19 protein-coding genes and 1 pseudogene are annotated in these 26,845 nt (G+C 75.2%); 7 read left to right on the top strand and 13 right to left on the bottom strand.

Translation table 11 applies throughout. The features are described 5' to 3' along the window. The first annotated feature begins 162 nt into the window (after positions 1-162). Positions 163-1,686 (top strand): amino acid permease, encoded by a 1,524-nt coding sequence (locus SXIN_RS06345; protein WP_019711057.1) that lies wholly within the window; start codon positions 163-165, stop codon positions 1,684-1,686. A 77-nt stretch (positions 1,687-1,763) separates the two neighbouring features. After that, positions 1,764-3,341: a glycosyltransferase family 39 protein gene (locus SXIN_RS06340; protein WP_095756720.1), complete on the top strand. Its 1,578-nt coding sequence runs from the start codon at positions 1,764-1,766 to the stop codon at positions 3,339-3,341. A gap of 78 nt (positions 3,342-3,419) precedes the next feature. Here the strand turns inward: SXIN_RS06340 and SXIN_RS06335 are convergent, their stop codons facing one another. Together SXIN_RS06335 and SXIN_RS06330 are read right to left on the bottom strand one after the other, a co-directional pair. Next, complete coding sequence (locus SXIN_RS06335) at positions 3,420-4,289, bottom strand: class I SAM-dependent methyltransferase (RefSeq protein ID WP_019711056.1); 870 nt, start codon at positions 4,287-4,289, stop codon at positions 3,420-3,422. Between the two features lie 100 nt (positions 4,290-4,389). Beyond that, positions 4,390-4,983, bottom strand: a complete 594-nt coding sequence (locus SXIN_RS06330; protein ID WP_039823513.1) for a helix-turn-helix domain-containing protein — start codon at positions 4,981-4,983, stop codon at positions 4,390-4,392. A gap of 95 nt (positions 4,984-5,078) precedes the next feature. On the opposite strand from SXIN_RS06330, the gene SXIN_RS06325 reads away from it, so the two are divergent. Continuing rightward, positions 5,079-6,089 carry an NAD(P)/FAD-dependent oxidoreductase gene (locus tag SXIN_RS06325; RefSeq protein WP_095756719.1) on the top strand — a complete coding sequence of 337 codons (1,011 nt, stop codon included), beginning with the start codon at positions 5,079-5,081 and terminating at the stop codon, positions 6,087-6,089. Between the two features lie 308 nt (positions 6,090-6,397). Here the strand turns inward: SXIN_RS06325 and SXIN_RS06320 are convergent. Further along, positions 6,398-6,802 (bottom strand): annotated as a pseudogene (locus SXIN_RS06320) (NTP pyrophosphohydrolase); the annotation flags it as partial. A gap of 141 nt (positions 6,803-6,943) precedes the next feature. Between SXIN_RS06320 and recQ the strand changes: the two are divergent. Further along, positions 6,944-9,010, top strand: coding sequence for a DNA helicase RecQ (gene recQ, locus SXIN_RS06315; protein ID WP_095756718.1), 2,067 nt, complete (start codon positions 6,944-6,946; stop codon positions 9,008-9,010). Positions 9,011-9,206: 196 nt separating this feature from the next. Here recQ and SXIN_RS06310 read toward each other — a convergent pair whose 3' ends face one another. The 6 genes from SXIN_RS06310 to SXIN_RS06285 all read right to left on the bottom strand — a co-directional run bounded on the left by SXIN_RS06310 (position 9,207) and on the right by SXIN_RS06285 (position 17,305). Beyond that, the gene (locus SXIN_RS06310) at positions 9,207-10,325 is read right to left on the bottom strand and encodes an LCP family protein (RefSeq protein ID WP_019706277.1); all 1,119 of its coding nucleotides are present in this window, start codon (positions 10,323-10,325) and stop codon (positions 9,207-9,209) included. A 313-nt stretch (positions 10,326-10,638) separates the two neighbouring features. Further along, on the bottom strand, positions 10,639-12,768 hold the full coding sequence (locus tag SXIN_RS06305; RefSeq protein WP_019711053.1) for a 3-hydroxyacyl-CoA dehydrogenase NAD-binding domain-containing protein: 2,130 nt from the start codon (positions 12,766-12,768) through the stop codon (positions 10,639-10,641). After that, complete coding sequence (locus SXIN_RS06300; protein ID WP_019711052.1) at positions 12,765-13,985, bottom strand: thiolase family protein; 1,221 nt, start codon at positions 13,983-13,985, stop codon at positions 12,765-12,767. The genes SXIN_RS06305 and SXIN_RS06300 overlap by 4 nt, the downstream gene beginning before the upstream one ends. Positions 13,986-14,254: 269 nt before the next feature. Beyond that, positions 14,255-15,538, bottom strand: coding sequence for a ribonuclease D (locus SXIN_RS06295; RefSeq protein ID WP_095756717.1), 1,284 nt, complete (start codon positions 15,536-15,538; stop codon positions 14,255-14,257). A gap of 92 nt (positions 15,539-15,630) precedes the next feature. Further along, positions 15,631-16,293 (bottom strand): response regulator transcription factor, encoded by a 663-nt coding sequence (locus tag SXIN_RS06290; RefSeq protein WP_030544346.1) that lies wholly within the window; start codon positions 16,291-16,293, stop codon positions 15,631-15,633. Between the two features lie 370 nt (positions 16,294-16,663). Further along, the gene (locus SXIN_RS06285; RefSeq protein WP_095756716.1) at positions 16,664-17,305 is read right to left on the bottom strand and encodes a DUF3000 domain-containing protein; all 642 of its coding nucleotides are present in this window, start codon (positions 17,303-17,305) and stop codon (positions 16,664-16,666) included. A gap of 202 nt (positions 17,306-17,507) precedes the next feature. On the opposite strand from SXIN_RS06285, the gene hemE reads away from it, so the two are divergent. Continuing rightward, positions 17,508-18,560, top strand: a complete 1,053-nt coding sequence (gene hemE, locus SXIN_RS06280) for a uroporphyrinogen decarboxylase (RefSeq protein ID WP_019706414.1) — start codon at positions 17,508-17,510, stop codon at positions 18,558-18,560. 78 nt (positions 18,561-18,638) lie between these two features. On the opposite strand, the gene SXIN_RS06275 is transcribed toward hemE, so the two are convergent. From SXIN_RS06275 to SXIN_RS06265, 3 genes are all read right to left on the bottom strand, one after another. After that, the gene (locus SXIN_RS06275) at positions 18,639-19,832 is read right to left on the bottom strand and encodes a hypothetical protein (RefSeq protein ID WP_107501138.1); all 1,194 of its coding nucleotides are present in this window, start codon (positions 19,830-19,832) and stop codon (positions 18,639-18,641) included. A 111-nt stretch (positions 19,833-19,943) separates the two neighbouring features. Continuing rightward, entirely contained in the window at positions 19,944-21,329 is a 1,386-nt protein-coding gene (locus SXIN_RS06270; protein WP_019711050.1) for an FAD-dependent oxidoreductase, read from the bottom strand. 182 nt (positions 21,330-21,511) lie between these two features. After that, complete coding sequence (locus tag SXIN_RS06265; RefSeq protein WP_095756715.1) at positions 21,512-22,651, bottom strand: DUF4349 domain-containing protein; 1,140 nt, start codon at positions 22,649-22,651, stop codon at positions 21,512-21,514. 262 nt (positions 22,652-22,913) lie between these two features. Between SXIN_RS06265 and hemG the strand changes: the two genes are divergently transcribed. Next, on the top strand, positions 22,914-24,455 hold the full coding sequence (hemG, locus tag SXIN_RS06260) for a protoporphyrinogen oxidase (RefSeq protein ID WP_095757949.1): 1,542 nt from the start codon (positions 22,914-22,916) through the stop codon (positions 24,453-24,455). A gap of 5 nt (positions 24,456-24,460) precedes the next feature. After that, positions 24,461-25,174, top strand: a complete 714-nt coding sequence (gene hemQ / locus SXIN_RS06255; RefSeq protein ID WP_019706350.1) for a hydrogen peroxide-dependent heme synthase — start codon at positions 24,461-24,463, stop codon at positions 25,172-25,174. Here the strand turns inward: hemQ and SXIN_RS06250 are convergent. Then, entirely contained in the window at positions 25,123-26,802 is a 1,680-nt protein-coding gene (locus SXIN_RS06250) for an MbnB/TglH/ChrH family RiPP precursor modification enzyme (RefSeq protein WP_095756714.1), read from the bottom strand. The two genes, hemQ and SXIN_RS06250, sit on opposite strands and share 52 nt — an antisense overlap. Positions 26,803-26,845: the final 43 nt, after the last annotated feature.

Genomic DNA, 26,845 nt, shown 5'->3' with positions numbered 1-26,845 from the left:
GCGTCGGCCGGCCCGTCTCCGTGCCCGGGCGGCTCCGTCCCCGTTCCCGCGCCCCGCGCTCGTCCGATGAGGTGAATTCCCCTCCGCCCGGCGGTGTAGTGCCCCGCCCGGACGGGGGCACGTGAAGCATGACGCCGACGAGCGAGCGCGTGGAGGTGGACGGTGAGCCAGGGAAAGACGGGAACCCGCGGGCCGGGCGGCGTCCTCCGGACCAAGACGGTCGAACAGTCCATCAGCGACACGGAGGAACCGGACCACCGGCTCAGCAAGTCGCTCTCCGCCTTCGACCTCATGGTCTTCGGCGTGGGCGTCGTCATCGGCACCGGCATCTTCGTGCTCACCGGCGCCGTGGCCAAGGAGACCGCCGGCCCGGCGGTGGCCGTCTCCTTCGCCGTCTCCGGCCTCGTCTGCGCCCTGGCGGCCATCTGCTACGCGGAGTTCGCCTCCACCGTGCCCGTGGCCGGTTCCGCGTACACCTTCGCCTACGCCTCGCTCGGCGAGCTGCCCGCCTGGATCATCGGCTGGGACCTCATGCTCGAACTCGCCCTCGGCTGCGCGGTGGTGGCCGTCGGCTGGTCCGGCTACATCCGCTCCCTGCTGGACAACGCCGGCTGGCAGCTGCCGGAGGCCCTCGCCGGCACCAGCGAGCAGAGCGGGTTCGCCTTCGACCTGCTGGCCTTCCTGCTGGTGCTGACGCTGACGGCCGTCCTCGTCGCCGGGATGAAGCTGTCCGCGCGCGTCACCTCCGTCATCGTGGCGGTCAAGGTCGCCGTGGTGCTGATCGTGATCGTCGTCGGGGCCTTCTTCATCCGGGCGGAGAACTACGACCCCTTCGTGCCGCCCGCGCGGGACACCGGCTCGGGCGGGGGCGCCGACATCGGGGCGCCGCTGGTCCAGCTGCTCTTCGGCTACACCCCGTCCACCTTCGGCCTGATGGGGATCTTCACCGGCGCCGCCATCGTCTTCTTCGCGTACATCGGCTTCGACATCGTCGCCACCGCCGCCGAGGAGACCCGCAACCCGCAGCGCGACCTGCCCCGCGGCATCCTCGGCACGCTCGCCGTCACCACCGTGCTCTACATCGCCGTCTCCATCGTCGTGACGGGGATGCAGAAGTACACCGAGCTGTCCGTGGACGCCCCGCTCGCCGACGCCTTCAAGGCGACCGGCCACCCCTTCTGGGCCGGGCTGATCAGCTTCGGCGCGGCCGTCGGCCTCACCACCGTCTGCATGATCATGCTGCTCGGCCAGACCCGGGTCTTCTTCGCGATGAGCCGGGACGGGCTGCTGCCCAAGACCTTCTCCCAGGTCCACCCGCGCTTCCGCACGCCCTACCGCTCCACGGTCCTGCTCGGCGTGACCGCGGCCGTCATCGCCGGTTTCACCAGCATCTCGGAGCTCGCCGAGCTGGTGAACATCGGCACCCTCTTCGCCTTCGTCGTCACCGCCCTCGGTGTGATCATCCTCCGCCGTACCCGGCCCGACCTGCCGCGCTCCTTCCGCACCCCGCTGGTGCCGCTGCTGCCGGTCGTCTCCGTGCTGGCCTCGGGCTGGCTGATGCTCAACCTCTCCGGCGAGACCTGGCTGCGGTTCGTCGTCTGGATGGCCGCGGGCGTCCTGCTGTACTTCCTCTACGGCCGCCGCCGCAGCCGCCTCCACGGCGGCGCGGACCGGCCCGCGGCCTAGGGCTCCGGCCCGGCGCGGGCTCGCGGGAACCGGGGCTCGCCGCCCGCGGCCCGGCGCGGGGCCTTACGTTGGAGCGCATGCCCGCCGAGTCGTCCCCCTCCGTACGCGCCGACGCCCCGTCCCCGCGGGGCCTCCCGCTGCCCGCGCCCCGCAGGCCGGACGGGCCGGAGGGGCCGGACGGACCGCCCGCGCACCCGGGCCGGCGGCGGTACTGGGCGCGGCTGCTGCCGCTGCTCGCGGGGATCGTCCTGGTGGCGCGGCTGCCGTCCTTCCTCCGCCCGCTGTGGAACCCGGACGAGGGCTATCTCGCCGTCCAGGCACGGATGCTCGCCGCGGGCGGATCGCTCTACGAGACGGTCGTCGACCGCAAGCCGCCGCTGCTGCCCTGGCTCTACCAGGGCGCCTTCGCCCTCTTCGGCGACGACTCGCTGTGGCCGCTGCGCGCCCTCGCCGTCCTCGCCCAGCTGCTGACGGCGGTGCTGCTCGCCTCGCTCGCCCGCCGCCGCTGGGGCGACCCGGCCGGGCGCACCGCCGGTGTGCTGTACGCGCTGGTCTCCATCGGCCTCAACCCCGAGGACACCCAGGCGGCCTCCTTCGGCGTCTTCATGCTGCCCGCGACCGCCGCCGCGGTGTGGTCCGCCGACCGCGCCCGGTGGGGCGCCGCCGGGCTGATGGTGGCGGCGGCCGCCCTCACCAAGCAGACCGGGGCGGCGGTGCTGCTGCCCGTCCTGTGGCTGCTCTGGCGGCACGGCCTCCCCGGGAAGCGGTGGCGGGCGCTGCTGCGGCTGGCCGGCGGCGCCGTGGTCCCGGTCGCCGCGGCGGCGCTCCTCACCGATCCGCGGGGCTTCCTCTTCTGGACGGTCACGGGCTCGGCCGGCTACGCCTCCCCGGACGGCTCCGTGCTCCACGTCCTGAGCCGTGCGGCGGGCAACGCGGGCCTGCTCGCCGCGGCCTGCGCCGGGCTGCTGGTGCCGCTCGCGGCCGTACTGTTCCGCCGTGCCCTCCGCGCCGGTGCCCTCACCGGGGACCTGTGGGTGTGGACGGCCTCCTCGGCGCTCGCCGTGACCACCGGTTTCCACTTCTTCGGGCACTACTTCCTCCAGCTCATCCCGCCGCTGGTGCTCCTCGGCACGGCGGCGCTGCGGCGGCTGCCCCGGCCGTGGACGCGCGGTGCCGTCCTCGTCTCGGCCGCGTCCTGCCTGGCGTTCGCCGGGTGGGGGGTGCTCGCGCCCAGCGGGGAACTGAACCATGCCCGGCGGCTGGCCGAGCGGGTGGAGCGGCGCACGGACCCGTCCGACCGGGTGCTGTTCTGGGGGATGCACCCCGAGCAGTACTGGTTCGCCGGCCGCCCGCCCGCCACCCGCTTCCTGACGGCCGGACTGCTCACCAACTACAGCGGGGGCCGGGAGGACGGCCGGCAGGTGGGCCCGCGCCACGCCGTGCCGGGGAGCTGGCCGGTCTTCCGGCGCGAACTGGCGTCCGCCCCGCCGGAGTTGATCGTGGACGACTCCCGGGGCAAGCCGTACGGCCCCGCCCGCGTCCCGGAACTCCGCGAGCTGCTGCGCGAGCGCTACGAGCCGGTGGAGCGGGTGGACGGGGCGGTGCTGTACGTGCTGCGCGGGGACGCCGCCGGTGGCGGCGGCGCGGGCGGCTGAGCGCCGGGGCGCCGCCCCGAACGCCGCGAGAGCGGGCGACGGCCGGTGCCGTTCCGCGTCGCCGCCGTGTGACGGCGGTCAGCTGCGGCGCGCGGCCCACACGGTGCGCGTGGTGCGGACGGCGAGGTCGCCGCGGCGCAGGACGCTGTCCGGTCCGGCGGTGTCGAGCAGGCGGTCGAGGGCGGCGACGTCCTCGGCCTCCAGGGCATCGGCGGCACTGTCGCGCAGACGGCCGAGGACGCTCAGCGCGTAGGGGCCGACCGCCTCGTTGCCGGAACTCTCCACGTGCACGGTCGTGGTGCGTTCGCCCTCGACGGTGAAGCCGGCGGCGGCCAGCCGGGGTCCCCAGTCGGCGCCGAGGTGCGGCATGTGCTCGGCGCGGCGTTGCGCGACGGCGGCGTGGCAGCGCTCCTCCAGGCCGGGCCGGTCCCCGGGGGCGTCCTCGGGCAGGAAACGGGGGAAGCTGTCGACCTCGACGAGGGCGAACAGCCCTCCGGGCGCGAGCAGGTCGTGGACGGTGCTCAGGGTGCGGTCGGGGTCGGCCACGTGGTGCAGCGACGCAGACGCCCACACGAGCTCGGGCCGGCCGAGGCCGGGCCAGTCCGCGTCGAGATCGGCCCGCACGGTGCGCACCCGGTCTGCCACCCGGTCCGCCTCGGCCCTCGCCCGCAGGCGGCGCAGGTGGGGGGCCGATGCGTCGACGGCGGTCACGGTCGCCCGGGGGAAGCGCGTGAGCAGGGCGAAGGTGCCGGCCCCGGTTCCGCACCCCAGGTCCACCACGTGGCGGGGTTCCGTGGTGACGGGCAGCCACGCGGTGACGGAGGCCAGGTGCCCGGCGAGCACGTCCGCCTCCAGATCGAGGAAGTCCGCCATGTCGTCGGCGTCCGGCTCGTGCGGGGAAGGGGTGTTCGTGTGGTCATGGGCTGTGTGCGCCGAGGTATGGGTCATGACAGCGATGCTGGACCCGTCATGCCGTATCGGCACCATGGATCCCGGAGTGCGCAAGACGATGGCCGGAAGAACTGCCGGACGCGCAAGCGGCTCGCCCTCACGGGACGGGCCGGCCGTCGTTGCCCGTCTCCTCGCCGCGCTGGTGGCCGCGGCGGGCGTCGCGGTCGAAGATGCCCAGGATCTCGCACGGTCCGCCCTCGGCGCCGAAGGCGTGCGGGAGCATCGTGGGGAACTCGGCGGCCTGGTCGGTCTCGACGCGGAAGCGCCGGTTGCCCAGCATCAGGACCGCGGTGCCGGAGAGGACGACCAGCCATTCGCGGCCGGGGTGGGCGCGCATCCGGGAAGGGCTGTCCGGCGGCGGGTTCGTCAGGCGCTGGCGCACGACGATCATCCCGGGGTCGGCCTTGACGGACCAGCGCTTCTGGGTGTGGGCGCTGTCGATCACCGGATTGGTCACGACGTCCTCGGTGGCGGTCGCGACGAGCTGGTCGACGGAGGTGTCCAGGGCCCGCGCGAGGGTGACGAGCTGGTCCAGGGCGAGACGGCGCTGCCCGTTCTCGATGCGGGAGAGGGTGGACTGGCTGACCCGGGCGCGCGTGGCCAGATCCTCCAGGGACCAGCCCTGCGCGACGCGCAGGGCGCGGATCCGCTTGCGCACCAGGCTCTCCAACTCGCCTTCGTTTTGCGTCATGAGCAATATGGTATGCCGAAGCGGCAATAGATGCCTACCGTCGTCCGTGCAGGGCCCCGCAACGAGCGGGGCCCGTCGAGGAGAGGGACGACGCCATGCCTGGAACCACCGCCGCGCACGCGACCGACAAGCTGCCGGACGAGACCGTCGACGCCGTGGTGATCGGCGGGGGAGCGGCGGGCCTGAACGGCGCGCTGATGCTCGCCCGCTCGCGCCGTTCGGTGGTCGTGATCGACAGCGGCACCCCGCGCAACGCCCCGGCCGAGGGCGTCCACGGACTGCTCGGCCTGGACGGCACACCGCCCGCCGAGCTGCTGCGGAGAGGCCGTGAAGAGGTGCGCCGCTACGGCGGCCTGGTCGTGGCCGGCGACGTGGTCTCCGCCCGCCCCGCCGCGCCGTCCGCCGGGGGCGACCCGCGCTTCGCCGTCACCCTGGCGGGCGGCGGGACGCTGCGGGCGCGCCGCCTGCTGGTCGCCACCGGACTGCGCGACGTGCTGCCCGACGTACCCGGGCTCGCCGGGCACTGGGGACGCGGCGTGGTGCACTGCCCCTACTGCCACGGCTGGGAGGTGCGCGACGAGCCCATCGGGATCCTGGCGGCCGGTCCGGCCTCCGTCCACCACGCGCTGTTGTTCCGCCAGTTGACCGACGACCTGGTCTACTTCTCCCGCGGCACCGAACTGGACGAGGGCACCCGCGCCCGCCTCGCCGCCCGGGGTGTCCGCGTCGTCGACACCCCGGTGACCGAGGTCGTGACCGGTGAGGACGGCTCCATCGCGGGCGTTCGCCTGAGCGACGGACAGGTCGTGCCGCGGCGGGTTCTCGCGGTGGTGACCACTCTGCTGGCCCGCACCGAGGGCTTGGAGGAGCTGGCGCTGCCGACGCGGGATCTGCCCGGCGGCATGGGCCGCCACGTCGCCGGAGGTACGGCCGGCGCCACCGAGGTGCCCGGTGTGTGGGTGGCCGGCAACGCCACCGAGCCGATGGCGCAGGTCGGCGCCTCGGCCGCGGCCGGCGCCCTGGCCGGGGCCCATATGAACGCCGACCTGGCCGCCGCCGACACGGAGGCGGCCCTCGATGCCGCGCGGCGCGTCACCCACGCCTGAGCGGCCGCGCACGGGCCGGCTCCGGGGCCGCGGCACGACGCCCGGAAGCCCCTCGCGGGGCCGGCTCCCGGCTCGTCCCCCGGGGCCCGCCCGCTGTTCCGGCGACGGTGTGCGGGAGCCCGGGGAAGCGGGACGAGGAATCCGTGCGGACGAACCGGCCCCCGCCGGACCCTCGTCCGGAGGGGCGGGGACACCTACGCGCCGGGGGTGTCCCCCCGGGCGCGGCCGTCCGTCCGCTGCGCTCCCGTGGTCCCCGGCGGCCGCTCCGGTTCCGTCGCGGCGCCCCGTCCGGTGCCGCCGCCCGCCCCCGGGCGGACGGTACGCGGGCCCGCGCAGACCGCGCCCAGGGCGGTGACCCGGCGGCGCAGTTCGCGGTCCGCCGTCACCACCAGGCAGGGCCGGCCGGAGGACGCCGGGGCCTCCTCGCCGACCAGCTCCACGATCCGGTCGTCCCCGCTGCCGGGGGCCGACTCGACCCGCACCCCCGGCACCGACGGCAGGCCCCGGGCCGCGCCCTCCACGACGAGCACCACCTCCAGAGGCGGCTCGGCCGTCCACGGCGGCAGGCCCGCCGCCTCCGGCAGACCGTCCTGCCCGTACCCGGCCAGCGCGTCGCGCAGCCGCCCGGCGGCGGCCCGGCGGTCGCGCCACCAGCCGTCCGGTACGGATCCGACGACGTTGGCGGCGTCCACGACGACCAGTGCGGGAGTCATGCCCCCCAGTGTGGCGCGGTGCCCGCCCGCGCGGCGGCCCCGGGCCGGGGCGGGCCCGGGCCGCGGCGGAGCCCCACCGCCGGTCTCCCGGGTTGTCCACAGGCGCCGCGCCGCCCCCGCACGTCCTCGTAGACTGCCCGGATGACCGCCCTCGACGACACCACCGGCACCGGCGACCCCATCCGTCCCGACAGCGGCGACGACGGCAGCGAGGCGCTGCGCGTCCTGCGCAAGGTCTTCGGCTACGACTCCTTCCGGGGGCCGCAGCAGGAGATCATCGACCATGTGGTCGCGGGCGGCGACGCCCTCGTGCTGATGCCGACCGGCGGCGGGAAGTCGCTCTGCTACCAGATCCCCGCGCTGGTGCGGCCGGGCACCGGGGTCGTCGTCTCACCGCTGATCGCCCTGATGCAGGACCAGGTGGACGCCCTCCGGGCCCTCGGGGTGCGGGCCGGGTTCCTCAACTCCACGCAGGACCTGGACGAGCGGCGCCTGGTCGAGGCCGAGTTCCTCGCGGGCGAGCTCGACCTGCTCTATCTGGCTCCGGAGCGGCTGCGCGGCGAGGCCACCATGAGCCTGCTCGACCGCGGCACCGTCTCCCTCTTCGCCATCGACGAGGCGCACTGCGTCGCCCAGTGGGGCCACGACTTCCGCCCCGACTACCTCGCGCTCTCCGCCCTGCACGAGCGCTGGCCGGACGTGCCGCGGATCGCGCTCACCGCGACGGCCACCGAGGCCACCCACGGCGAGATCGCGGACCGGCTGAGCCTCCGCGGTGCCCGGCACTTCGTGGCGAGCTTCGACCGCCCCAACATCCAGTACCGCATCGCGCCCAAGAACGACCCGAAGAAGCAGCTGCTGCAGCTGCTGCGCACCGAGCACGCCGGTGACGCGGGCATCGTCTACTGCCTCTCCCGCGCCTCCGTGGAGAAGACCGCCGAGTTCCTCGTGCGCAACGGCATCGAGGCCGTGCCGTACCACGCGGGGCTCGACGCCGGGGTCCGCGCGGCCAACCAGGCGCGCTTCCTGCGGGAGGACGGCGTGGTGGTGGTCGCCACGATCGCCTTCGGCATGGGCATCGACAAGCCCGATGTGCGCTTCGTGGCCCATCTCGACCTGCCCAAGTCCGTCGAGGGGTACTACCAGGAGACGGGCCGCGCCGGCCGGGACGGCCTGCCGTCCACCGCCTGGCTGGCCTACGGCCTCCAGGACGTCGTCCAGCAGCGCAAGATGATCGAGACCTCCGAGGGCGACGAGGCGCACCGCCGGATGCTGCGCGCCCACGTCGACGCGATGCTCGCGCTCTGCGAGACGGCCGGGTGCCGCCGCGTCTTCCTGCTGGACTACTTCGGCGAGAAGAGCGCCGCCTGCGGCAACTGCGACACCTGCCTCACCCCGCCCGAGTCCCTGGACGGCACGGTCCCGGCCCAGAAGGTCCTCTCCACCGTCGTCCGGCTGCAGCGGGAGCGGCGGCAGAAGTTCGGCGCCGGCCAGATCGTGGACATCCTGCTCGGCCGGAAGACCGCCAAGGTCATCCAGCACGACCACGACACCCTGTCCGTGTTCGGCATCGGCACCGAGCTGAGCGAGGCCGAATGGCGGGGCGTGGTACGCCAGTTGCTCGCCCAGGGCCTGCTCGCCGTCGAGGGCGACTACGGCACGCTCGTCCTGACCGGCACCAGCGCCGAGGTGCTGGGCGGGCGGCGCGAGGTCCGGCTGCGGCGGGAACCGGAGCGCCCGGCGGCCAAGGCGGCGAAGAGCCCGTCCTCCGGGCGGCGGGCCGCCGCCGCGCCCGCGGATCTGCCGGAGGAGGCGGTGCCGGTGTTCGAGCGGCTGCGCGCCTGGCGGGCCGCCACGGCCAAGGAGCAGGGCGTGCCCGCGTACGTCATCTTCCACGACGCGACGCTGCGCGCCATCGCGACCGCGGCCCCGGGGAGCCCGGCCGAGCTGGGTACGGTGAGCGGCGTCGGCGAGAACAAGCTGGCCAAGTACGGGCAGCAGATCCTGGACCTGCTCGCCGACGGCCCGGGGACGGCCGCGGAGGCCGCCTCGGACGCCGCACCGCGGGCAGCGGCGGCGGCGCCCCCCGCTCCGGCTCCCGCTTCCGCGGACCCGGCGGCGTCCACCGCGGAGGCCCGGCCGGCCCCGGCCGGTGACGACCCGCCCGGCTTCTGGGACGAGGAGCCCCCGGAGGAGTACGACTACTGACCGGCCGGGACGGGCCGGGCCGGAGCCGCCGGGCTCCCGGAGCCGGGCGCTCGGACGGAGGCGGGCCCGGGCCCGTTTGCCGCACCGGCCGTCCGCGGGGAGCCGCCCGCGGGTGTGGTCCGGAGAGGCCGAGGCGCCCGGACCTGAACTCCCCTGCCGTGTGCGGCGAGCGGGCGGGCGCGCGGGGGCGGGCGGTTCAGCCCGTCGGACTCCCGGTGTCGGGCGACCGCTCGGCCGGCTCCGGTACGGCCGCGCCGGTCCGCAGGGCCTTCCACAGCTCGTCCGCCCGGGGCTGTACGGGCACGACGCGGTTGGGGTCCCGCCGGTCGGGGACGACGGGCAGCGTGATCGTCTCCATGGCGGCCGGGTCGATGCCCTGGAGGCTGCGGCCGAAGTCCGCGAGGCCGGTCAGGGAGCCGATGGCGGTGTCCGTGGTGAGGGAGGCGGTCGCCGCGTCCGCGACCTTGTAGAGCTTGGCCGGGCTGGTCAGGATCTCCTGCCGCTTGATCTCGGTGAGCAGCGCCATCAGGAACTGCTGCTGCAGCCCGATGCGCCCCAGGTCGCTGCCGTCCCCGACGCCGTACCGGGTACGGACGAACCGCAGCGCGTCCTCGCCGTCCAGCCGGTGGGTGCCCGCGTCGAGCCGGAGGCCGGTGGCCCTGTCGTCGATGGCGCGGTCCGTGGTGACGGTGACCCCGCCCAGGGCGTCCACGATGTCCCGGAACCCGGCGAAGTCGATCTCCACATAGTGGTCCATGCGGATCCCGGACATCCGCTCGACCGTCTTCACCACACAGGCCGGACCGGCTTGCGCGTAGACCGAGTTGAACATCACGCGGCGCGCCCCGGGGAGCGGCCGGCCCGCGGAGGTCTCGCACGCGGGGCGGTTCACCAGGGTGTCGCGGGGGATGCTCACCGCCGTGGCCCGGTTCCGCCCCTCGGGTATGTGGACGACGAGAGCGGTGTCGGAGCGGGCTCCGGGGGCCTTGCCCCCGTCGAGGGCGGCGTTGTCCCCGGCCCGCGAGTCCGAGCCGAGGACCAGGATGTTGCGGCCGCTCGTCGGCAGCTTCTCCGGGCGGTCGTCACCGAGCGCCTTGTCGATGTCGACGTTCGCCAGATTCGCGTCGAGGCCCCGGTACAGCCACCAGGCGGTGCCGCCCAGGCCCAGCAGAAGGGCCAGCAGCACCAGCGGGACGAGGACGGCCGGACGGAGGCGGCGCCCTGCCTTCCGCCCGCGCTCGGGTTCCTCCCCGGCGCCGGTCCGGTCCGTTCCGTCCGCGTCCTGCGGGCCGGTGTCCGTGGTGGTGTGCGGCATGGCCGGGTGCTCCTCCGGTGCGACGCCCGTGGGACGGGGCGGTGGGTCGGGTGGGGGGAGGCGGCCGGCCCTGGGTGGATGGTGCTCGCTCCGGGCAGCATATGCGCAACTCCCGCCCCATGAGCCCCAGTTCCCCCGCCCGCCCGCCCGCCCGCTCGGCCGGCCGCCCGCTCGGCCGGGCGGGGCCCCGCACCCGCCGGGGGCAGCCGCGCGGTCCGGCCGGTACGGCGAACGGGCCGGGCAGGAGGGGATCCTCCTGCCCGGCCCGCCGCTCACACACCGTGGCGCGTCACCGCGTCACCGCGTCACTTCATCACTCGGGAACGCTGGCGATGCCCGGGGCCAGGAACCGCTTGCCGTTGACCCGCTCCGAGACGCCCTCCCGGTCCAGGTACGGCGTGATGCCGCCCAGGTGGAAGGGCCAGCCGGCGCCGGTGATCAGGCAGAGGTCGATGTCCTGCGCCTCGGCGACGACACCCTCGTCCAGCATCAGGCCGATCTCCTGTGCGACGGCGTCCAGCACCCGGTCGCGGACCTGCTCCTCGGTGAGGACGGTGTCGCCCTGCTGCAGCAGCGCGGCGACCTCCGGGTCCAGCTCCGGCTTACCGGAGTCGTAGACGTAGAAGCCGCGCTTGCCGGCCTTGACGACGGCGGCCAGGTTCGCGGAGACGGTGAACCGCTCCGGGAAGGCGCGGTTCAGCGTCTCGGAGACGTGCAGGCCGATGGCCGGGCCGACCAGCTCCAGCAGCACCAGCGGGGACATCGGCAGGCCGAGCGGCTCGATGGCCTTCTCCGCGGTCGCGACCGGGGTGCCCTCGTCGATGACGTTCTGGATCTCGCCCATGAAGCGGGTGAGGATGCGGTTGACGACGAACGCCGGGGCGTCCTTCACCAGCACCGCGGTCTTCTTCAGCTTCTTGGCGACGGCGAAGGCCGTGGCCAGCGAGGCGTCGTCGGTCCGCTCGCCGCGGACGATCTCCAGCAGCGGCAGCACGGCGACCGGGTTGAAGAAGTGGAAGCCGACGACCCGCTCCGGGTGCTTCAGCTTCGACGCCATCTCGCTGACGGAGAGCGAGGAGGTGTTGGTGGCGAGGATCGCCGTCTCCGGGACCACCGCCTCGACCTCGGCGAACACCTGCTGCTTGACGCCCATCTCCTCGAAGACGGCCTCGATGACGAAGTCCGCGTCACCGAAGGCGGCGGCCTTGTCGAGGGAGCCGGTGACCAGGGCCTTGAGGCGGTTCGCCTTGTCCTGGTTGACGCGGCCCTTGAGCAGCAGCTTGTCGATCTCCTCGTGGACGTAGCCCACGCCCTTGTCGACCCGCGCCTGGTCGATGTCGGTCAGCACGACCGGCACCTCCAGACGGCGGGCGAACAGCAGCGCCAGCTGCGAGGCCATCAGGCCCGCGCCGACCACGCCGACCTTGGAGACCGGGCGGGCCAGCGACTTGTCCGGGGCACCGGCCGGGCGCTTGGCGCGCTTCTGCACCAGGTTGAAGGCATAAATGCCGCTGCGCAGCTCACCGCCCATGATCAGGTCGGCGAGGGCCTCGTCCTCGGCGTCGAAGCCGGCGGCCGCGTCGCCGTCCTTCACCTTGGCGATGATGTCCAGCGCGCGGTACGCGGCCGGGGCCGCACCGTGCACCTTGCCGTCGGCGAACGCCTTGCCGCGCGCGACGGCCTGGTCCCACGCCTCGCCGCGGTCGACGTCGGGCCGGATGACCTCCAGCTGCCCGTTGAGCACGGACGCGGTCCAGATCAGCGACTGCTCCAGGAAGTCCGCGCCCTCGAAGATCGCGTCGGCGATCCCGAGCTCGTAGACCTGCTTGCCCTTGAGCTGCTTGTTCTGGTTGAGCGAGTTCTCGATGATCACCTTGACCGCGCGGTCGGCGCCGATGAGGTTCGGCAGCAGCGCGCAGCCGCCCCAGCCGGGGACCAGCCCGAGGAAGACCTCGGGGAGGGAGAAGGCCGGGATGGCGGTGGAGACGGTGCGGTAGGAGCAGTGCAGACCGATCTCGACACCGCCGCCCATCGAGGCGCCGTTGTAGTAGGCGAAGGTCGGCACGGAGAGGCCGGAGAGCCGCTTGAAGACGTCGTGGCCGCCCTTGCCGATGGCGAGCGCGTCCTCCCGGCGCTTCAGCAGCTCGACGCCCTTGAGGTCGGCGCCGACGGCGAAGATGAACGGCTTGCCGGTGACACCGACGCCCTTGATCTCGCCCGCGGCGGCCTCCTTCTCGACCTGGTCGAGGGCGGCGTTCAGGTTCGCCAGCGACTGCGGGCCGATGGTGGTCGGCTTGGTGTGGTCCAGGCCATTGTCCAGGGTGATGAGCGCGAAGCGCCCGGCGCCCTGGGGGAGGTCGAGGTGGCGCACGTGCGCCTGCGTCACGACCTCGTCGGGGAACAGCTCGGCCGCTCCCTTGAGCAGTTCAGCGGTCGTGCTCACTTGTTGCCTCCGTCGAAGTGCGGGTTCTCCCAGATCACGGTGCCGCCCATGCCGAAGCCGACGCACATGGTGGTCAGGCCGTAGCGGACGTGCGGCTGCTGCTCGAACTGGCGGGCGAGCTGCGTCATCAGCCGGACGCCGGAGGAGGCCAGCGGGTGGCCGAACGCGATGGCGCCGCCGTACTGGTTGACGCGCGGGTCGTCGTCCGCGATGCCGTAGTGGTCCAGCAGCGAGAGCACCTGGACCGCGAAGGCCTCGTTGATCTCGAACAGGCCGATGTCGCCGATCGAGAGCCCGGCCTTGGCCAGCGCCTTCTCCGTGGCCGGCACCGGGCCGATGCCCATGACCTCGGGCTCCACACCCGCGAAGGAGTACGACACCATGCGCATCTTGACCGGCAGGCCCAGCTCGCGCGCGACGTCCTCGGCGGCGATCACCGAGGCGGTGGCACCGTCGTTGAGACCGGCGGCGTTGCCCGCGGTCACCCGGCCGTGCGGGCGGAACGGGGTCTTCAGGCCGGCCAGCATCTCGACGGTCGTGCCCGGCCGCATCGGCTCGTCCGCGGTCGCCAGGCCCCAGCCGGTCTCGCCGGCCTCGGCGTTGGTGCGGCGGACGGAGACGGGCACCAGGTCGGCCTGGATGTTGCCGTCGGCGTAGGCCTTGGCGGCCTTCTCCTGGCTGCGGGCCGCGTACTCGTCGGCGCGCTGCTTGGTGATGTGCGGCAGCCGGTCGTGCAGGTTCTCGGCCGTCATGCCCATGAACATGGCGGACTGGTCGACGATCTTCTCGGAGACGAAGCGCGGGTTGGGGTCGACGCCCTCACCCATCGGGTGGCGGCCCATGTGCTCGACACCGCCCGCGATCGCGATGTCGTACCCGCCGAAGGCGATGCCGCCGGCGGTGGTGGTGACGGCGGTCATCGCGCCGGCGCACATCCGGTCGATCGAGTAGCCGGGCACCGACTGGGGCAGCCCGGACAGCAGGGCGGCGGTGCGGCCGAGGGTCAGGCCCTGGTCGCCGATCTGGGTGGTGGCGGCGAGGGCGACCTCGTCGACGCGCTCCGGCGGCAGGTCCGGGTTGCGGCGCAGCAGCTCCCGGATGCACTTGACGACGAGATCGTCGGCCCGGGTCTCGTGGTAGATGCCCTTCGGGCCCGCCTTGCCGAACGGGGTGCGGACGCCGTCGACGAAGACGACATCCCTAGCGGTACGAGGCACGTTGGCTCTCCTCCTGATGCGTAACGGGCACTGCGGGGCTGCCTGCGACAGCGGCTCACACCGCCGTGCGGGGACGGCGGACTCCCGCCATGCTACTTGCGGGTAACCAGGCTGCCCACCCCTGCCCGCCGGAGCGGCGGAGATCACACGCCGGACGCCGCCCCCGCGCGCGGATCCCCGGCCCCGTACGGGCCGGAGAACGCCACCCGGAAGGCCCCGGACCCGGCGCGCGGACCCGGTGCTCCGGCCCGGTGCACGGACCCGCGGTCCTACTCCGGCGGAGCGGCCGACAGGGCGCCCGCCAGCAGCGGCGCGGTCAGCTCGATCTGCCAGGGCCGGGCGCCGTGCCCGGCGAGCGTCTCGGCGACCGCCTCCGGGCTCTGTCCGGCCGGCGGCTCCCAGCAGAGCCGGCGGACCGTGTCCGGGGTGATCAGGTTCTCCTGCGGGAGGTTCAGGCTCTCCGCGAGCGCGGTCACCGCCGCCCGCGCCGCCGACAGCCGCGCCGCGGCGGCCGGGTCCTTGTCGGCCCAGGAGCGGGGCGGCGGCGGTCCGGTCACGGCCTGCCCGGGCTGCGGCAGCTCCGCGTCGGGGAGCGCGCGGGCCCGGTCGACGGCGGCCTGCCACTGCTCCAGCTGCTTGCGGCCCATCCGGTGCCCGAAGCCCGGGAGGGCGGCGAGCGCCTGCGCGTTCTGCGGCAGCGCGAGCGCGGCCTCGACGATGGCGGTGTCGCTCAGCACCTTGCCGGGCGACACGTCGCGGCGCTGCGCGATCCGGTCCCGGGCCGTCCACAGCTCCCGGACGACCGCCATCTGGCGGCGCCGCCGCACCTTGTGCATTCCGGAGGTGCGGCGCCAGGGGTCCTTGCGCGGCGGCGGCGGGGGCGCGGCGGCGATGGCGCCGAACTCCTGGTGCGCCCAGTCGAGCTTGCCCTGCCGGTCGAGCTCCTCCTCCAGCGCGTCCCGCAGATCCACCAGCAGCTCGACGTCGAGCGCGGCGTACCGCAGCCAGGGCTCGGGGAGCGGACGGGTCGACCAGTCGACGGCCGAGTGGCCCTTCTCCAGGGCGAAGCCGAGCACCTTTTCCACCATGGCGCCGAGGCCCACGCGGGCGAAGCCGGCGAGGCGCCCGGCCAGCTCGGTGTCGAACAGCCGGGCCGGCCGCATGCCTATCTCCCGCAGGCAGGGGAGGTCCTGGCTCGCGGCGTGCAGCACCCATTCGGTATCGGCGAGGGCGTCGCCGAGCACGGAGAGGTCGGGACAGCCGACCGGGTCGATCAGGGCGCTGCCGGCACCCTCGCGGCGCAGCTGGACGAGGTAGGCGCGCTGGCCGTAGCGGTAGCCCGAGGCGCGCTCGGCGTCGACGGCGACGGGGCCGGTGCCCGCGGCGAAGGCGGCGGCGACCCGCTCCAGCTCTCCGGGGTCGGCCGTCACCGGGGGGATGCCCTCACGGGGATCCAGTAGCGGAACCGGCGCGCTGTGGACGGCAACATCCGGGGGAGCGCCCCCGGGAATGCGCAGTGTGCGGTCTTCTGCGGTCTCTTGGGCGTCGGTCACCGGACCAGGGTATCCATGAGTGGCCGACGCCCGCCGACGGAACGTTCCGTCGGCGGGCGTGAGCAGGCCGGGAGGCGGGGTGCGGAGGGGGGTCAGTGGATGATGCCGGTGCGCAGGGCGACGGCCACCATGCCGGCGCGGTCACCGGTGCCCAGCTTGCGCGCGATCCGGGCGAGGTGGCTCTTGACGGTCAGGGCGGAGAGCCCCATGGACACGCCGATCGCCTTGTTGGACTGGCCCTCGGCGACGAGCCGGAGCACCTCGACCTCGCGGCCGGACAGCTCCCGGTAGCCGCCCGGGTGACCGGGGGCGCCCGGCGGGCGGCGGTGCATCCGGGCCGCCGCCGCGCCGACGGGCACGGCGCCGGGGCGCCCGGGGATGCCGAGGTTGGTGCGGGTGCCGGTGACGACGTAACCCTTGACGCCGCCGGCGAGGGCGTTGCGGACGGCGCCGATGTCGTCGGCGGCGGAGAGGGCGAGGCCGTTGGGCCAGCCCGCGGCGCGGGTCTCGGAGAGCAGGGTGAGACCGGAGCCGTCGGGGAGGTGGACGTCGGCGACGCAGATGTCGCGGGGGTTGGCGACCCGGGGGCGGGCCTCCGCGATCGAGGAGGCCTCGATGACGTCCCGGACTCCGAGCGCCCAGAGGTGACGGGTGACGGTGGAGCGGACGCGGGGGTCGGCGACGACGACCATGGCCGTCGGCTTGTTCGGACGGTAGGCGACCAGGCTTGCGGGCTGCTCGAGAAGAACGGACACCAGGCCTCCTGCTGGGGAGTGCGGGGGAAGGGCTCGATATGGGGGGTGAGCCGGGGGCTGCGTCCCGTGGGGGACACCTGGTCCTTCGGCATCATTCGGGGGAGTCTTTAGCGAATGATCACGATTTAGTGAGTAACAATTCGGGCAATTCGGACGACTGCTCGATCGTGGGACGGCCCGGGAGCGGGCGCCCGCGGTATCCCGCGCGGGCCGTGGCGGCTGACACGGCCGGGGTGCGGAAGGGGCACGGGAGACGGGGGAGACGGGGAAGACCTGGGCCTGCGGGGCGGCATCCGGGCGGTGCGGGGTCCCGGACGAGCGCTGCCCGGGTGCGGCGCCCGGGACAGCGGCCGGTTTCGGCGGGCGCGGCTCAGCGGGCGCGCGGGCCCCGGCGCTGCGGGAGGGTGACCACGGCCGCGTCCACGCCGCCCGTCGGGGGCAGGCCGCCGATCTGGCAGAGCAGCTCACACCAGGCGGTGAGGTGCGCGGCCGTGTCCGGTACGCCCTCGCGGCCCTCGCGCGGGGTCCAGGAGGCGCGGATCTCGATCTGGGTGGCCGGGGGGCGGTCGCCGAGGCCGCCGAAGTAGTGCGAACCCGCCAGGGTCACCGTCCCGCTCAGTTCCTCGTGGGCGACGCCCCGGGCCTCGAACGCGCCGGTCAGCCAGGACCAGCACACCTCGGGGAGCAGCGGGTCGCCGGCCATCTCCGGCTCCAGCTCCGCCCGGACCAGGGTCACCAGGCGGAAGGTGCCCTGCCAGGCGTCGTGCCCGGCCGGGTCGTGCAGCAGGATCAGACGGCCGTCGGCGAGGTCCTCGTCCTCCTGGACGACCGCCGCCTCCAGCGCGTACGCGTGCGGGGCGAGCCGGGCCGGGGCGCGGGTCACCGCGACCTCCAGCTCGGGGCGCAGCCGTGCGCCGCGCAGCCCCTCGACCGCGCTGAGGAACGCGGCCGGTGCCTCGTCCCCGCCCCCGTTGTCCGGACCGTCCGCAAGATGTCCCTGAGCCGCAGCCATGCCGGGAAGACTAGGCGGAACGGGCCCCGCAGCCACGGAGGACACCCGGGCGGGGGGAAAGGCGGGCGGGCGGATCCGCGCGGGTGCCCGCGTGCGAAGATTCGGGGGTGAGTGCCAACGACGTTCCCCAAGCTCTCCGCTCGGTCCGAGCGGGCGAGACCCCCTCCCGGACTCTCCGTTCCGCCGCCGCCGGGGAGGCCCGATGACGAGCCCGCAGCAGAGCGGCAGGACCGCCGGCTCGGCCTTTCTGCGGGCCTGCCGGCGCGAGCCGGTCCCGCACACCCCCGTCTGGTTCATGCGCCAGGCCGGACGGTCGCTGCCGGAGTACCTCAAGGTCCGCGAGGGCATCGCCATGCTCGACTCCTGCATGCGGCCCGACCTGGTCACCGAGATCACCCTCCAGCCCGTCCGCCGGCACAAGGTCGACGCGGCCATCTACTTCAGCGACATCGTCGTGCCGCTCAAGGCCATCGGCATCGACCTCGACATCAAGCCGGGCGTCGGCCCGGTCGTCGAGCGGCCGGTCCGGACCCGCGCCGACCTGGAGCGGCTGCGCCCGCTGGAGCCGGACGACGTCAAGTACGTGACCGAGGCCGTGGGCATGCTCACCGGCGAACTCGGCTCCACGCCGCTGATCGGCTTCGCCGGGGCCCCGTTCACGCTGGCGAGCTATCTCGTGGAGGGCGGCCCGTCCCGCAACCACGAGCACACCAAGGCGCTCATGTACGGCGACCCGGAGCTCTGGGCCGATCTGCTGGACCGGCTCGCGGACATCACCGCCGCCTTCCTCGACGTGCAGATCGAGGCGGGGGCCTCGGCCGTGCAGCTCTTCGACTCCTGGGTGGGCGCGCTCGCCCCCGCCGACTACCGGCGCTCGGTGATGCCCGCCTCCGCCAAGGTGTTCGACGCGGTCGCCCGGCACGGTGTGCCGCGGATCCACTTCGGCGTGGGCACCGGCGAACTGCTCGGGCTGATGGGCGAGGCCGGCGCCGACGTGGTGGGTGTCGACTGGCGGGTGCCGATGGACGAGGCCGCGCGGCGCGTCGGTCCCGGCAAGGCCCTGCAGGGCAATCTCGACCCGGCGGTGCTGTTCGCGCCGCGGGAGGTCGTGGAGACCAAGGCCGGCGAGGTGCTGGAGGCGGCGCGGGACCTGCCCGGCCACATCTTCAACCTCGGGCACGGAGTGCTGCCCTCGACCGACCCGGACGCGCTGACCCGGCTCGTCGAGTACGTCCACGGCCGGAGCGCCCGCTGAGCGACGGAGCGACCGTGTCCCGCGTGCCGCCGGCCGCGTCGGCGGGACCCGCCGGCGCGCGGTCCGGCGGTGTCCCGCTCACGGCGGGCCCGGGCCCAGCAGGGTGACGGCTCCGTAGACGCCCGAGGCCACGGCCGCGACGGCGCAGATCAGCGCCGCCCGCGCCGGCTGCTGCCGGGCCACCACCACGGCCGCCGGCAGCAGCAGCGGGAACGCGGGCATCATCAGCCGGGGCCGGGAGCCGAAGTACCCGGAGCCTGCCAGCGAGACGGCGACGACGGCGAACGAGTACACCAGCAGCGGCAGCGGCTGGCGCTGCCGCACGCACAGCCGCAGCAGCCAGAACACCAGCGCGAGGGCCGCGCACAGCCCGAGCCCCGCAAGGGTGTTCGACCGCAGGGTCTCCGCGGCGAAGCCCGCCAGGGCCCGGCCGCCGTCGAAGCCGTTGCCCCACGCTTCCTGCACCGCGAAGTAGGCGAGCAGGTCGTCCCGGCGGGCCGCCACGTAGAGCACGTAGGAGAGCCAGCCCAGCGGGGCCAGCAGCAGGCCGAGCAGCATCGGCCGGTGCAGGCGGAGCAGCACGGCCGGCGGGATGCCGGCCCGCCAGTCGCGGACGAGGGCCACGCCCGCCGGGACGACGACGGCCGCGACGAGCGCCGCCGCCGTCGGGCGGGTCAGCCCCGCCAGCACGGCGAGGGCGCCCGCAGCGGGCCAGCGGCCGGTCAGCACCGCGTACAGGGACCAGGCGGCGAAGGCCGTGAACAGCGTCTCGGTGTAGGCCATCGACTGGACGAAACCGGTCGGATACGCGCCCCACAGCGCCGCCAGCACGACGCCGGTGGCCGGGCCGCGGAGCCGGGCGCCGACCGCGTAGATGCCCCAGGCGGCGGCGAGGGAGGCGAGCCAGCCGGCCAGCAGGCCGGAGGTGGCCGCCTCGAACGGGGTCAGGGCCGCCAGCACCCGCTCCAGGGCCGGCAGCAGCGGGAAGAAGGCGAGGTTGGAGTGGACGCCGTCGGGGGTCGCGATCTCGAAGCCGTAGCCGTGCTCGGCGATCCGCGTGTACCAGACGGCGTCCCAGCGTCTGCTGAGCAGGCCCAGGACGTCCCGGCCGGTGGCCACCGCCGGCACGGTGAGCAGCAGCAGACCGGTGAGCCGCACCGCCGCGTAGGCCAGGAGGGCCGGTGCGGCGTCCCGCAGCGCGGCCTCGGCGCGCTCGCGGAGGAGGAGGGCACCGGGGCGGGCGGCCGGTGGTGCGTGGGTGCGTTCGAGCATGGGGGCGATTATCGCCGAGTGGCGGCACCCGCCGCGCCGGGAACCCGCGGGCCCGGAACTCCCGTGCGGGGAACGGGAGATCTCCGGATGCCGCGGTCGCCCGCCGGTGCGTCAGCGGGACCGCACGTCCCCGGCCACGGCTCCCGCCGCCTTGCGGGCGGCCACCAGGACCGGGTCCCAGACCGGGGAGAACGGGGGTGCGTATCCCAGGTCGAGGGCCGTCATCTGCTCCACCGTCATGCCCGCGGTCAGCGCGACCGCCGCCACGTCGACCCGCTTGCCGGCCCCCTCGCGCCCGACGATCTGCACGCCGAGCAGCCGCCCCGTGCGCCGCTCGGCGAGCATCTTCACCGTCATGGGGCGGGCGCCGGGGTAATAGCCCGCCCGGCTGGTCGACTCGATGGTCACCGTGACGAAGTCCAGCCCGGCCTGCCGGGCCTGCGCCTCCAGCAGTCCGGTCCGGGCGATCTCCAGATCGCAGACCTTGCTGACCGCCGTGCCGACCACACCGGGGAAGGTGGCGTAGCCGCCGCCGACGTTGCTGCCGATGACCTGCCCGTGCTTGTTGGCGTGGGTGCCGAGGGCGATGTGCCGGGTCCGGCCGGACACCAGATCGAGGACTTCCACGCAGTCCCCGCCCGCCCAGATGTTCTCCTCGCCGCGCACCCGCATCGCGAGGTCCGTCAGGAGCCCGCCGGACGTGCCGAGCGGCAGCCCCGCCTCCCGGGCCAGCCGCGTCTCGGGCCGGACGCCGAGGCCCAGGACCACGAGATCGGCCGGGTACTGCTCCTCCCGGGTGCGGACGCCGGCGACCCGGCCGTCGTCCCCGGTGAGCACCTCCGTCACCTCGGCGCCGGTCACGGTGTGGATGCCGAGCCCGCACATCGCCTCGTGGACGATCCGCCCCATGTCCGGGTCGAGCGTCGACATGGGCTGTTCGGCCTGCTCCAGCACGGTGACCCGGCAGCCCCGGTTCACCAGGGCCTCGGCCATCTCCACGCCGATGTAGCCCGCGCCGACGACCACGGCGCGCAGCCCCTCGGCGTCCTTGCCGAGGGCCTCGTGCAGCGCCCGGCCGTCGTCGAGGTTCTGCACCCCGTGCACGCCGGGCGCGTCGATGCCGGGGATGTCCGGCCGCAGGGGGCGGGCACCGGTGGCGACGACCAGCTCGTCGAACCCTTCCCAGCGCTCGCCGCCCTCCCGGTCGCGCACCCGCACCCGCTGCGCCGCGGTGTCGACCGCGGTCACCTCGGTGTGCATCCGGAGGTCGATGCCGCGGGCCCGGTGCTCGGCGGCGGTCCGGGCCACCAGGGCCTCCGGGCCGTCGACCACGCCGCCGACCCAGTACGGGATGCCGCAGGCGGAGTACGAGGTGAAGGCGGACCGCTCGAAGGCGAGGATCTCCAGTTCGTCCGGGCCCTTCAGCCGGCGTGCCTGGGACGCGGCGGACATGCCGGCCGCGTCTCCGCCGATGATGAGCATCCGCCGCGCCGCCATGCGGTGTCCTTTCGCCCGGGCTTCGTCTGTTCGCCCCCACGGTAGGGCGGCTGCCCGGCGGGCGGGGGATGGATGCGCCCGCCCGCGGGTCCCCGGCTCCGGCTCCGCGCGTCGCGCGTGCGGGGATTCGGGGGCGCCGGCCGGCCCGCAGTTCGCCGTGCACGGCGCCCCCCCGCGGCGGTCTACTCCTCCGCGGCCCGGCCCGAGGGCGCCGGTCCCGTGCCCGGTGCCGGCGACGCGGCCTCGGCCGCCGGCTCAGCGGACTCCGCCGACTCGGCCGGGCCGCGCGGCCGGCCGGTGGCGCGGTCCGGGAGCAGCCGCCCGGCCAGCCGGACGAGCAGCAGGATCAGCGCCAGGGCCGCCACGAACGGCAGGACGGCGCCCACCGCCACCGCCAGCCACCGCAGCCCCGTGGTGAAGGCGTGCCAGCCGCCCGCCAGGGCGTCGGGGAAGGAGAGCTCGTCCCCGGACTTCTCCGCCCGCTCCGTCTCGGTCAGCCTCAGCGTGACGGTGGCCATCGCCGTACGGTTCTCCAGCGACGCCCGCTGGGCGAGCAGAGCCTCCAACTCCGTCTGCCGTGTGCTCAGTTCGCCCTCCAGCGTGACGATGTCGCTGAGTTTGTCCGCCCGGTCCATCAGCTCGCGCACCCGTGCGACGCTCGCGCGCTGCGACTTGACGCGGCTCTCGACGTCGACGACCTGGTCGGTGACGTCCTGCGCGTCGACCTTCCGTTCGAGGAGCTTGCCCGTGCCGGCCAGCTTCTCCAGCACGTCCGTGTACTTCTCCTGGGGGACCCGCAGCACGAGACGCGACCGTTCGCGGCCGTCGGAGTCGCGGTCCGTCGTCTCGTCGCTGACGTAGCCGCCCGCGTTCTCCGCCGCCGTACGGGCCGTGTCGAGCGCGGACGGCACGTCCTCGACGCGGACGGTGAGGGTCGCCGTGCGGATGACGTGCGCGGGCACGGACGCGGGCGTCCGGCGCGTGTCCCCCGGGGAGGCCGGGCCGGCGGCGTCCTCCGTACCGCCCGGCTGTGCGGCGCGGTCCCCGGCTCCGGCCTCCCCGGCGGCCGGGCCGTCCGCCGCGCTGCCGGCGCCCCCGTCCCGCTGCTCCGCGGGGGCGTCCGCGGCCGACTTGCCGTCGGCACCGCCACCGCTGCCGCAGCCCGCGGCGCCGAGCAGGGCCGTGAGCAGAACGGCCGCCGCCACCGCGGCGCGGGCCGGCCGGCGCCGCCGGCTCCTGCCGCGCCGGCCGCCTCCGGCGCGGCTTCCCGGGCTCTCCGGGCGCTCCGGGCGCTCCGGTATGGGCCGTATCGGGTCTGTCATCGCTGGTCCCCCCAGGAGTGTTCGATGATGTCGCCCTTCTGACGGGGTGGGCGGGGGCCGGGTTGCCGGTCCGCGGTTCCGATGCGGTCACGGTGGGATACCGGGGAGATACCGGCGGCAAGCGGCGCGCGGCCGGGCGGGACGCGGGGGAGAAGGGGACGGCCGGGCGGGGCCCGGCGGAGATCACGGCCGGTCCGGAACCCCCCGGAGGGGCCATTGGACCCTGGCGCCGGTCGGGCCGGGCTCTGAGAGAGTGGGCGGCATGAGTGAGACGCACGCATCCGCAGGCCATGTCGTTGTCGTCGGAGGCGGTGTCTCCGGTCTGGCGGCCGCGCACCGGCTGCTCGCGGGCGGCGCCCGGGTGACGGTGCTCGAAGGGTCCCCGCGGGTCGGCGGAAAGCTGCTCGCCGGTGAACTCGCGGGCGTCCCCGTGGACTTCGGTGCGGAGTCGATGCTCGCCCGGCGCCCGGAAGCCGTCGACCTGGCCCGCGCCGCGGGCCTGTCCGGCCGGCTCCAGCCGCCCGCCACCGCCTCGGCCACGCTCTGGACGCGGGGCGCGCTGCGCCCGATGCCCAAGGGGCACGTCATGGGCGTACCGGGTGACGCGGAGGCGCTGGCGGCCTCCGGGGTGATCTCGGCGGAGGGCCTGGCCCGGATCGCGCGGGAGCCGGAACTGCCGCCCGCCGTCATCGGCGAGGGCGAGGACGTGGCCGTCGGCGCATACCTCGCGGACCGGCTCGGCCGCGAGGTCGTCGACCGGCTGGTCGAACCCCTGCTCGGCGGCGTCTACGCCGGCGACGCCTACCGCATCTCGCTGCGCGCGGCGGTACCGCAGCTGTACCGGCTGGCGCGCGAGGGCCGTTCGCTGACCGAGGGGGTGCGGGAGCTCCAGCGGCGCGCCGCCGGGCAGCCGGACCCCGGGCCGGTCTTCATGGGCATCGACGGCGGCGTCGGCACGCTGCCCCCGGCCGTCGCCGACGCCTGCCGTGCGGCGGGCGCGGAGGTCGCGACCGGGGCGTCCGTGACGGAGCTGCGGCGCACGGGCGCCGGCTGGCGGCTGGTCGTCGAGGGGCCGGGTGCCGAGAAGGCGGCGGCCGCGGCGGGCCGGTCCGGCGCGAGCGGCGCGTCCGGCGGTCCGCGGCCGTCCACCGGGGGCGGCGGGACCGGCCCCGGGCGGGCGGTGATCGAGGCCGACGGCGTGGTGCTGGCCGTGCCCGCCCCCGTCGCCGGGCGGCTGCTCGCCGCCGAGGCCCCGGCCGCGGCCGCCGCGCTGGCGGCCGTCGAGTACGCGTCCATGGCCCTGGTGAGCATGGTGTTCCGCCGCGCCGACCTGACGCCGGTCCCCGAGGGCAGCGGTTTCCTGGTGCCGCCCGTGGACGGACACACCATCAAGGCGGCCACCTTCGCCAGCCGGAAGTGGGGCTGGATCGGCGCAGCCGCCCCCGACCTCTTCGTGATCCGCACCTCGGTCGGCCGCTTCGGCGAGGAGGCGGAGCTGAAACGGGACGACGAGGGCCTGGTCGAGGTGTCGCTCCGGGCCCTGGGCGAGGCCGTCGGGCTCCGCGCCCGCCCCGTCGCCACCCGTGTCACCCGCTGGACGGGCGGCCTGCCGCAGTACCCGGTGGGCCATCCGGACCGGGTCGCCCGCGTCCGCGAGGGGCTGGCGGGGATGCCGTCGCTGCGGCTCTGCGGGGCGGCCTACGACGGTGTGGGCATCCCGGCCTGCATTGCGAGCGCGCACGGCGCGGCCGGCGCCGTACTGGACACCCTGGCGCGGAGCGCCGGGAAAGACGGAGGACAATAAGGGCCATGACTGCTCCTGACAAGACCCCGAACGCCGGCAAGAAGGCCAAGGACCTCAACGAGGTCATCCGCTACACCCTCTGGTCGGTCTTCCGGCTGCGGGACGTGCTCCCGGAGGACCGCGGCGGCTACGCGGAGGAGGTGGACGAGCTCTTCGCGCAGCTCGCCGCCAAGGACGTCGTCGTACGCGGCACCTACGACGTGTCCGGCCTGCGGGCCGACGCCGATCTGATGATCTGGTGGCACTCGGAGACGGCCGACGCCCTCCAGGAGGCGTACAACCTCTTCCGCCGGACGAAGCTCGGCCGTGCGCTGGAGCCCGTGTGGTCGAACATGGCGCTGCACCGCCCCGCCGAGTTCAACAAGTCGCACATCCCGGCGTTCCTGGCCGACGAGGAGCCGCGCCAGTACGTCAGCGTGTACCCCTTCGTGCGCAGCTACGACTGGTACCTGCTGCCGGACGAGGACCGCCGCAGGATGCTCGCCGACCACGGCAAGATGGCGCGCGGCTTCCCGGACGTCCGGGCCAACACCGTGCCCTCGTTCTCGCTCGGCGACTACGAGTGGCTCCTCGCCTTCGAGGCCGACGAGCTGTACCGGATCGTCGACCTCATGCGTCATCTGCGCGGCTCCGAGGCGCGGATGCACGTCCGGGAGGAGGTCCCCTTCTACACCGGGCGGCGGAAGGCGGTCTCCGAACTGGTGGCCGGGCTGGCCTGAGCCCGCCGGGCTCCCGTGCGCCCGGACAGCCGGCGGGCTCCGCCGCGGAGCAGGACGGCGACCCGGTGGCGCAGCGGCGGGGCCGGGCGGGAGCGCTCGCGCCACCAGCGGCCGAGCCGCCGCCGCACCGCCGGTTCCAGGCGGGGCCCGGCCGGGCTCAGCACGTGCGCCGCGAAGTCCAGCGCGTCCTGGCGGTGGCCGCCGGTCAGCGGCCGGTTCCGGGCGTAGTCCTCGAACTCCGCGCGGAACCGGGGGCCCAGGATCTCCGGCAGCTCGGGCGCCACCTTGGCGATCACACCGGTCCGCTTCCGGACCAGCGCCCGGCTCTGCACGGCCAGCCGGACCCGGTCGAAGCCGTCGGGCGCCGGGGTACCGGCGACCAGGGAGGACAGCAGCGCCGTCTGCGCCACCGCCAGCCGCAGCCGCGCGGCCTCCGTCGCCGGCGGGGCGCTGCTCCGGTCCGGTGGAGCCGCGGTGGCGCCCGTTCCGGTGGCGGCGCCCGTCCCGATGGCGCCCGTCCCGATGGCGCCCGTTCCGGTGGCGGCGGGCTCTCCGGGCGCGGCCGGCGGGGCTCCGCAGGCCGGCCGTTGGCGTGCGTCGGCGGCCGCCGCGCCGGCCGCCACGGACGCGGCGAGGCCGGCCGCCTCCGCCGCCGCGGTGACGGTCTCGGCGGGCACCGCCGGGGCGCCCCCGTCCCCGTCCGTGCCGCTGCCCGGGTTCCTGCCCGCGCCCCTGCCCGGACCGGCCTCCGGCGGGGAGAGCGCGCCCCTTCGCGCCGGGGCGGTGCGGGCGGTGCGGGCCGCGCGTGCGGCCGTCACCACGGCCCGGATGGCGTCCAGTTCGGCCGCCAGCCGGTCCGGGCCGGGAAAGTCGTCGTCCCGTTCCAGCAGGACGCCCGGCGGGTCCGCCCGGGCGCACAGCTCGGCCAGGACGTCCAGCACGGGGCCGGTGACGGGGTGGGCGTGGCTGTCGTGCCAGACGCCGTCCCGTTCGACACCGCCCGCCACATGGACGTAGGCCAGCGCGTGGCACGGCAGGGCGTCGAGGACCGCGGACGGGTCCTCGCCCCGGTTCACGGCGTTGGTGTGCAGATTGGCGACGTCGATCAGCAGCCCCACCCCCGTGCGCTCCACCAGTTCGGCGAGGAACTGCCCCTCCGTCAGCTCCTCGCCGGGCCAGGAGATCAGCGCGGCGATGTTCTCCAGCGCCAGTGGCACCGGCAGCGCGTCCTGCGCGATCCGGACGTTCGCACAGAGGACGTCCAGGGCGTCCCGGGTGCGCGGCACCGGCAGCAGGTGGCCGGCCTCCAGCCGGGGCGAGGCGGTGAGCGGGCCGCCCGCGCGGACGAAGGCGATGTGCTCCGTGACGAGTGGGGCGCCCAGGGCCCCGGCGCGTTCGGCGAGTGCGGCGAGCCGGGCCGGGTCGGGCGGTTCGGGGCCGCCGAGGCCGAGTGAGACGCCGTGCGGGACGATCGTCGTACCGCGCTCGCGCAGCCGGAGCAGCGAGTCGGGGAGATGGCCGGGGCAGATGTTCTCCGCCACCACCTCGACCCAGTCCAGGCCCGGCAACTCCTCGACGTGGCGGGCGATCTCGGGCCGCCAGCCGATGCCCGTCCCCAGTCGTGCCATGGTCCGGCCGTCCCCCCTCGTCCGGGTACCGGTTTCTCCGTGT

This window comes from Streptomyces xinghaiensis S187 (assembly GCF_000220705.2).
Classification (GTDB): domain Bacteria; phylum Actinomycetota; class Actinomycetes; order Streptomycetales; family Streptomycetaceae; genus Streptomyces; species Streptomyces xinghaiensis.
This window is presented reverse-complemented; position numbering and strand designations above follow the sequence as displayed.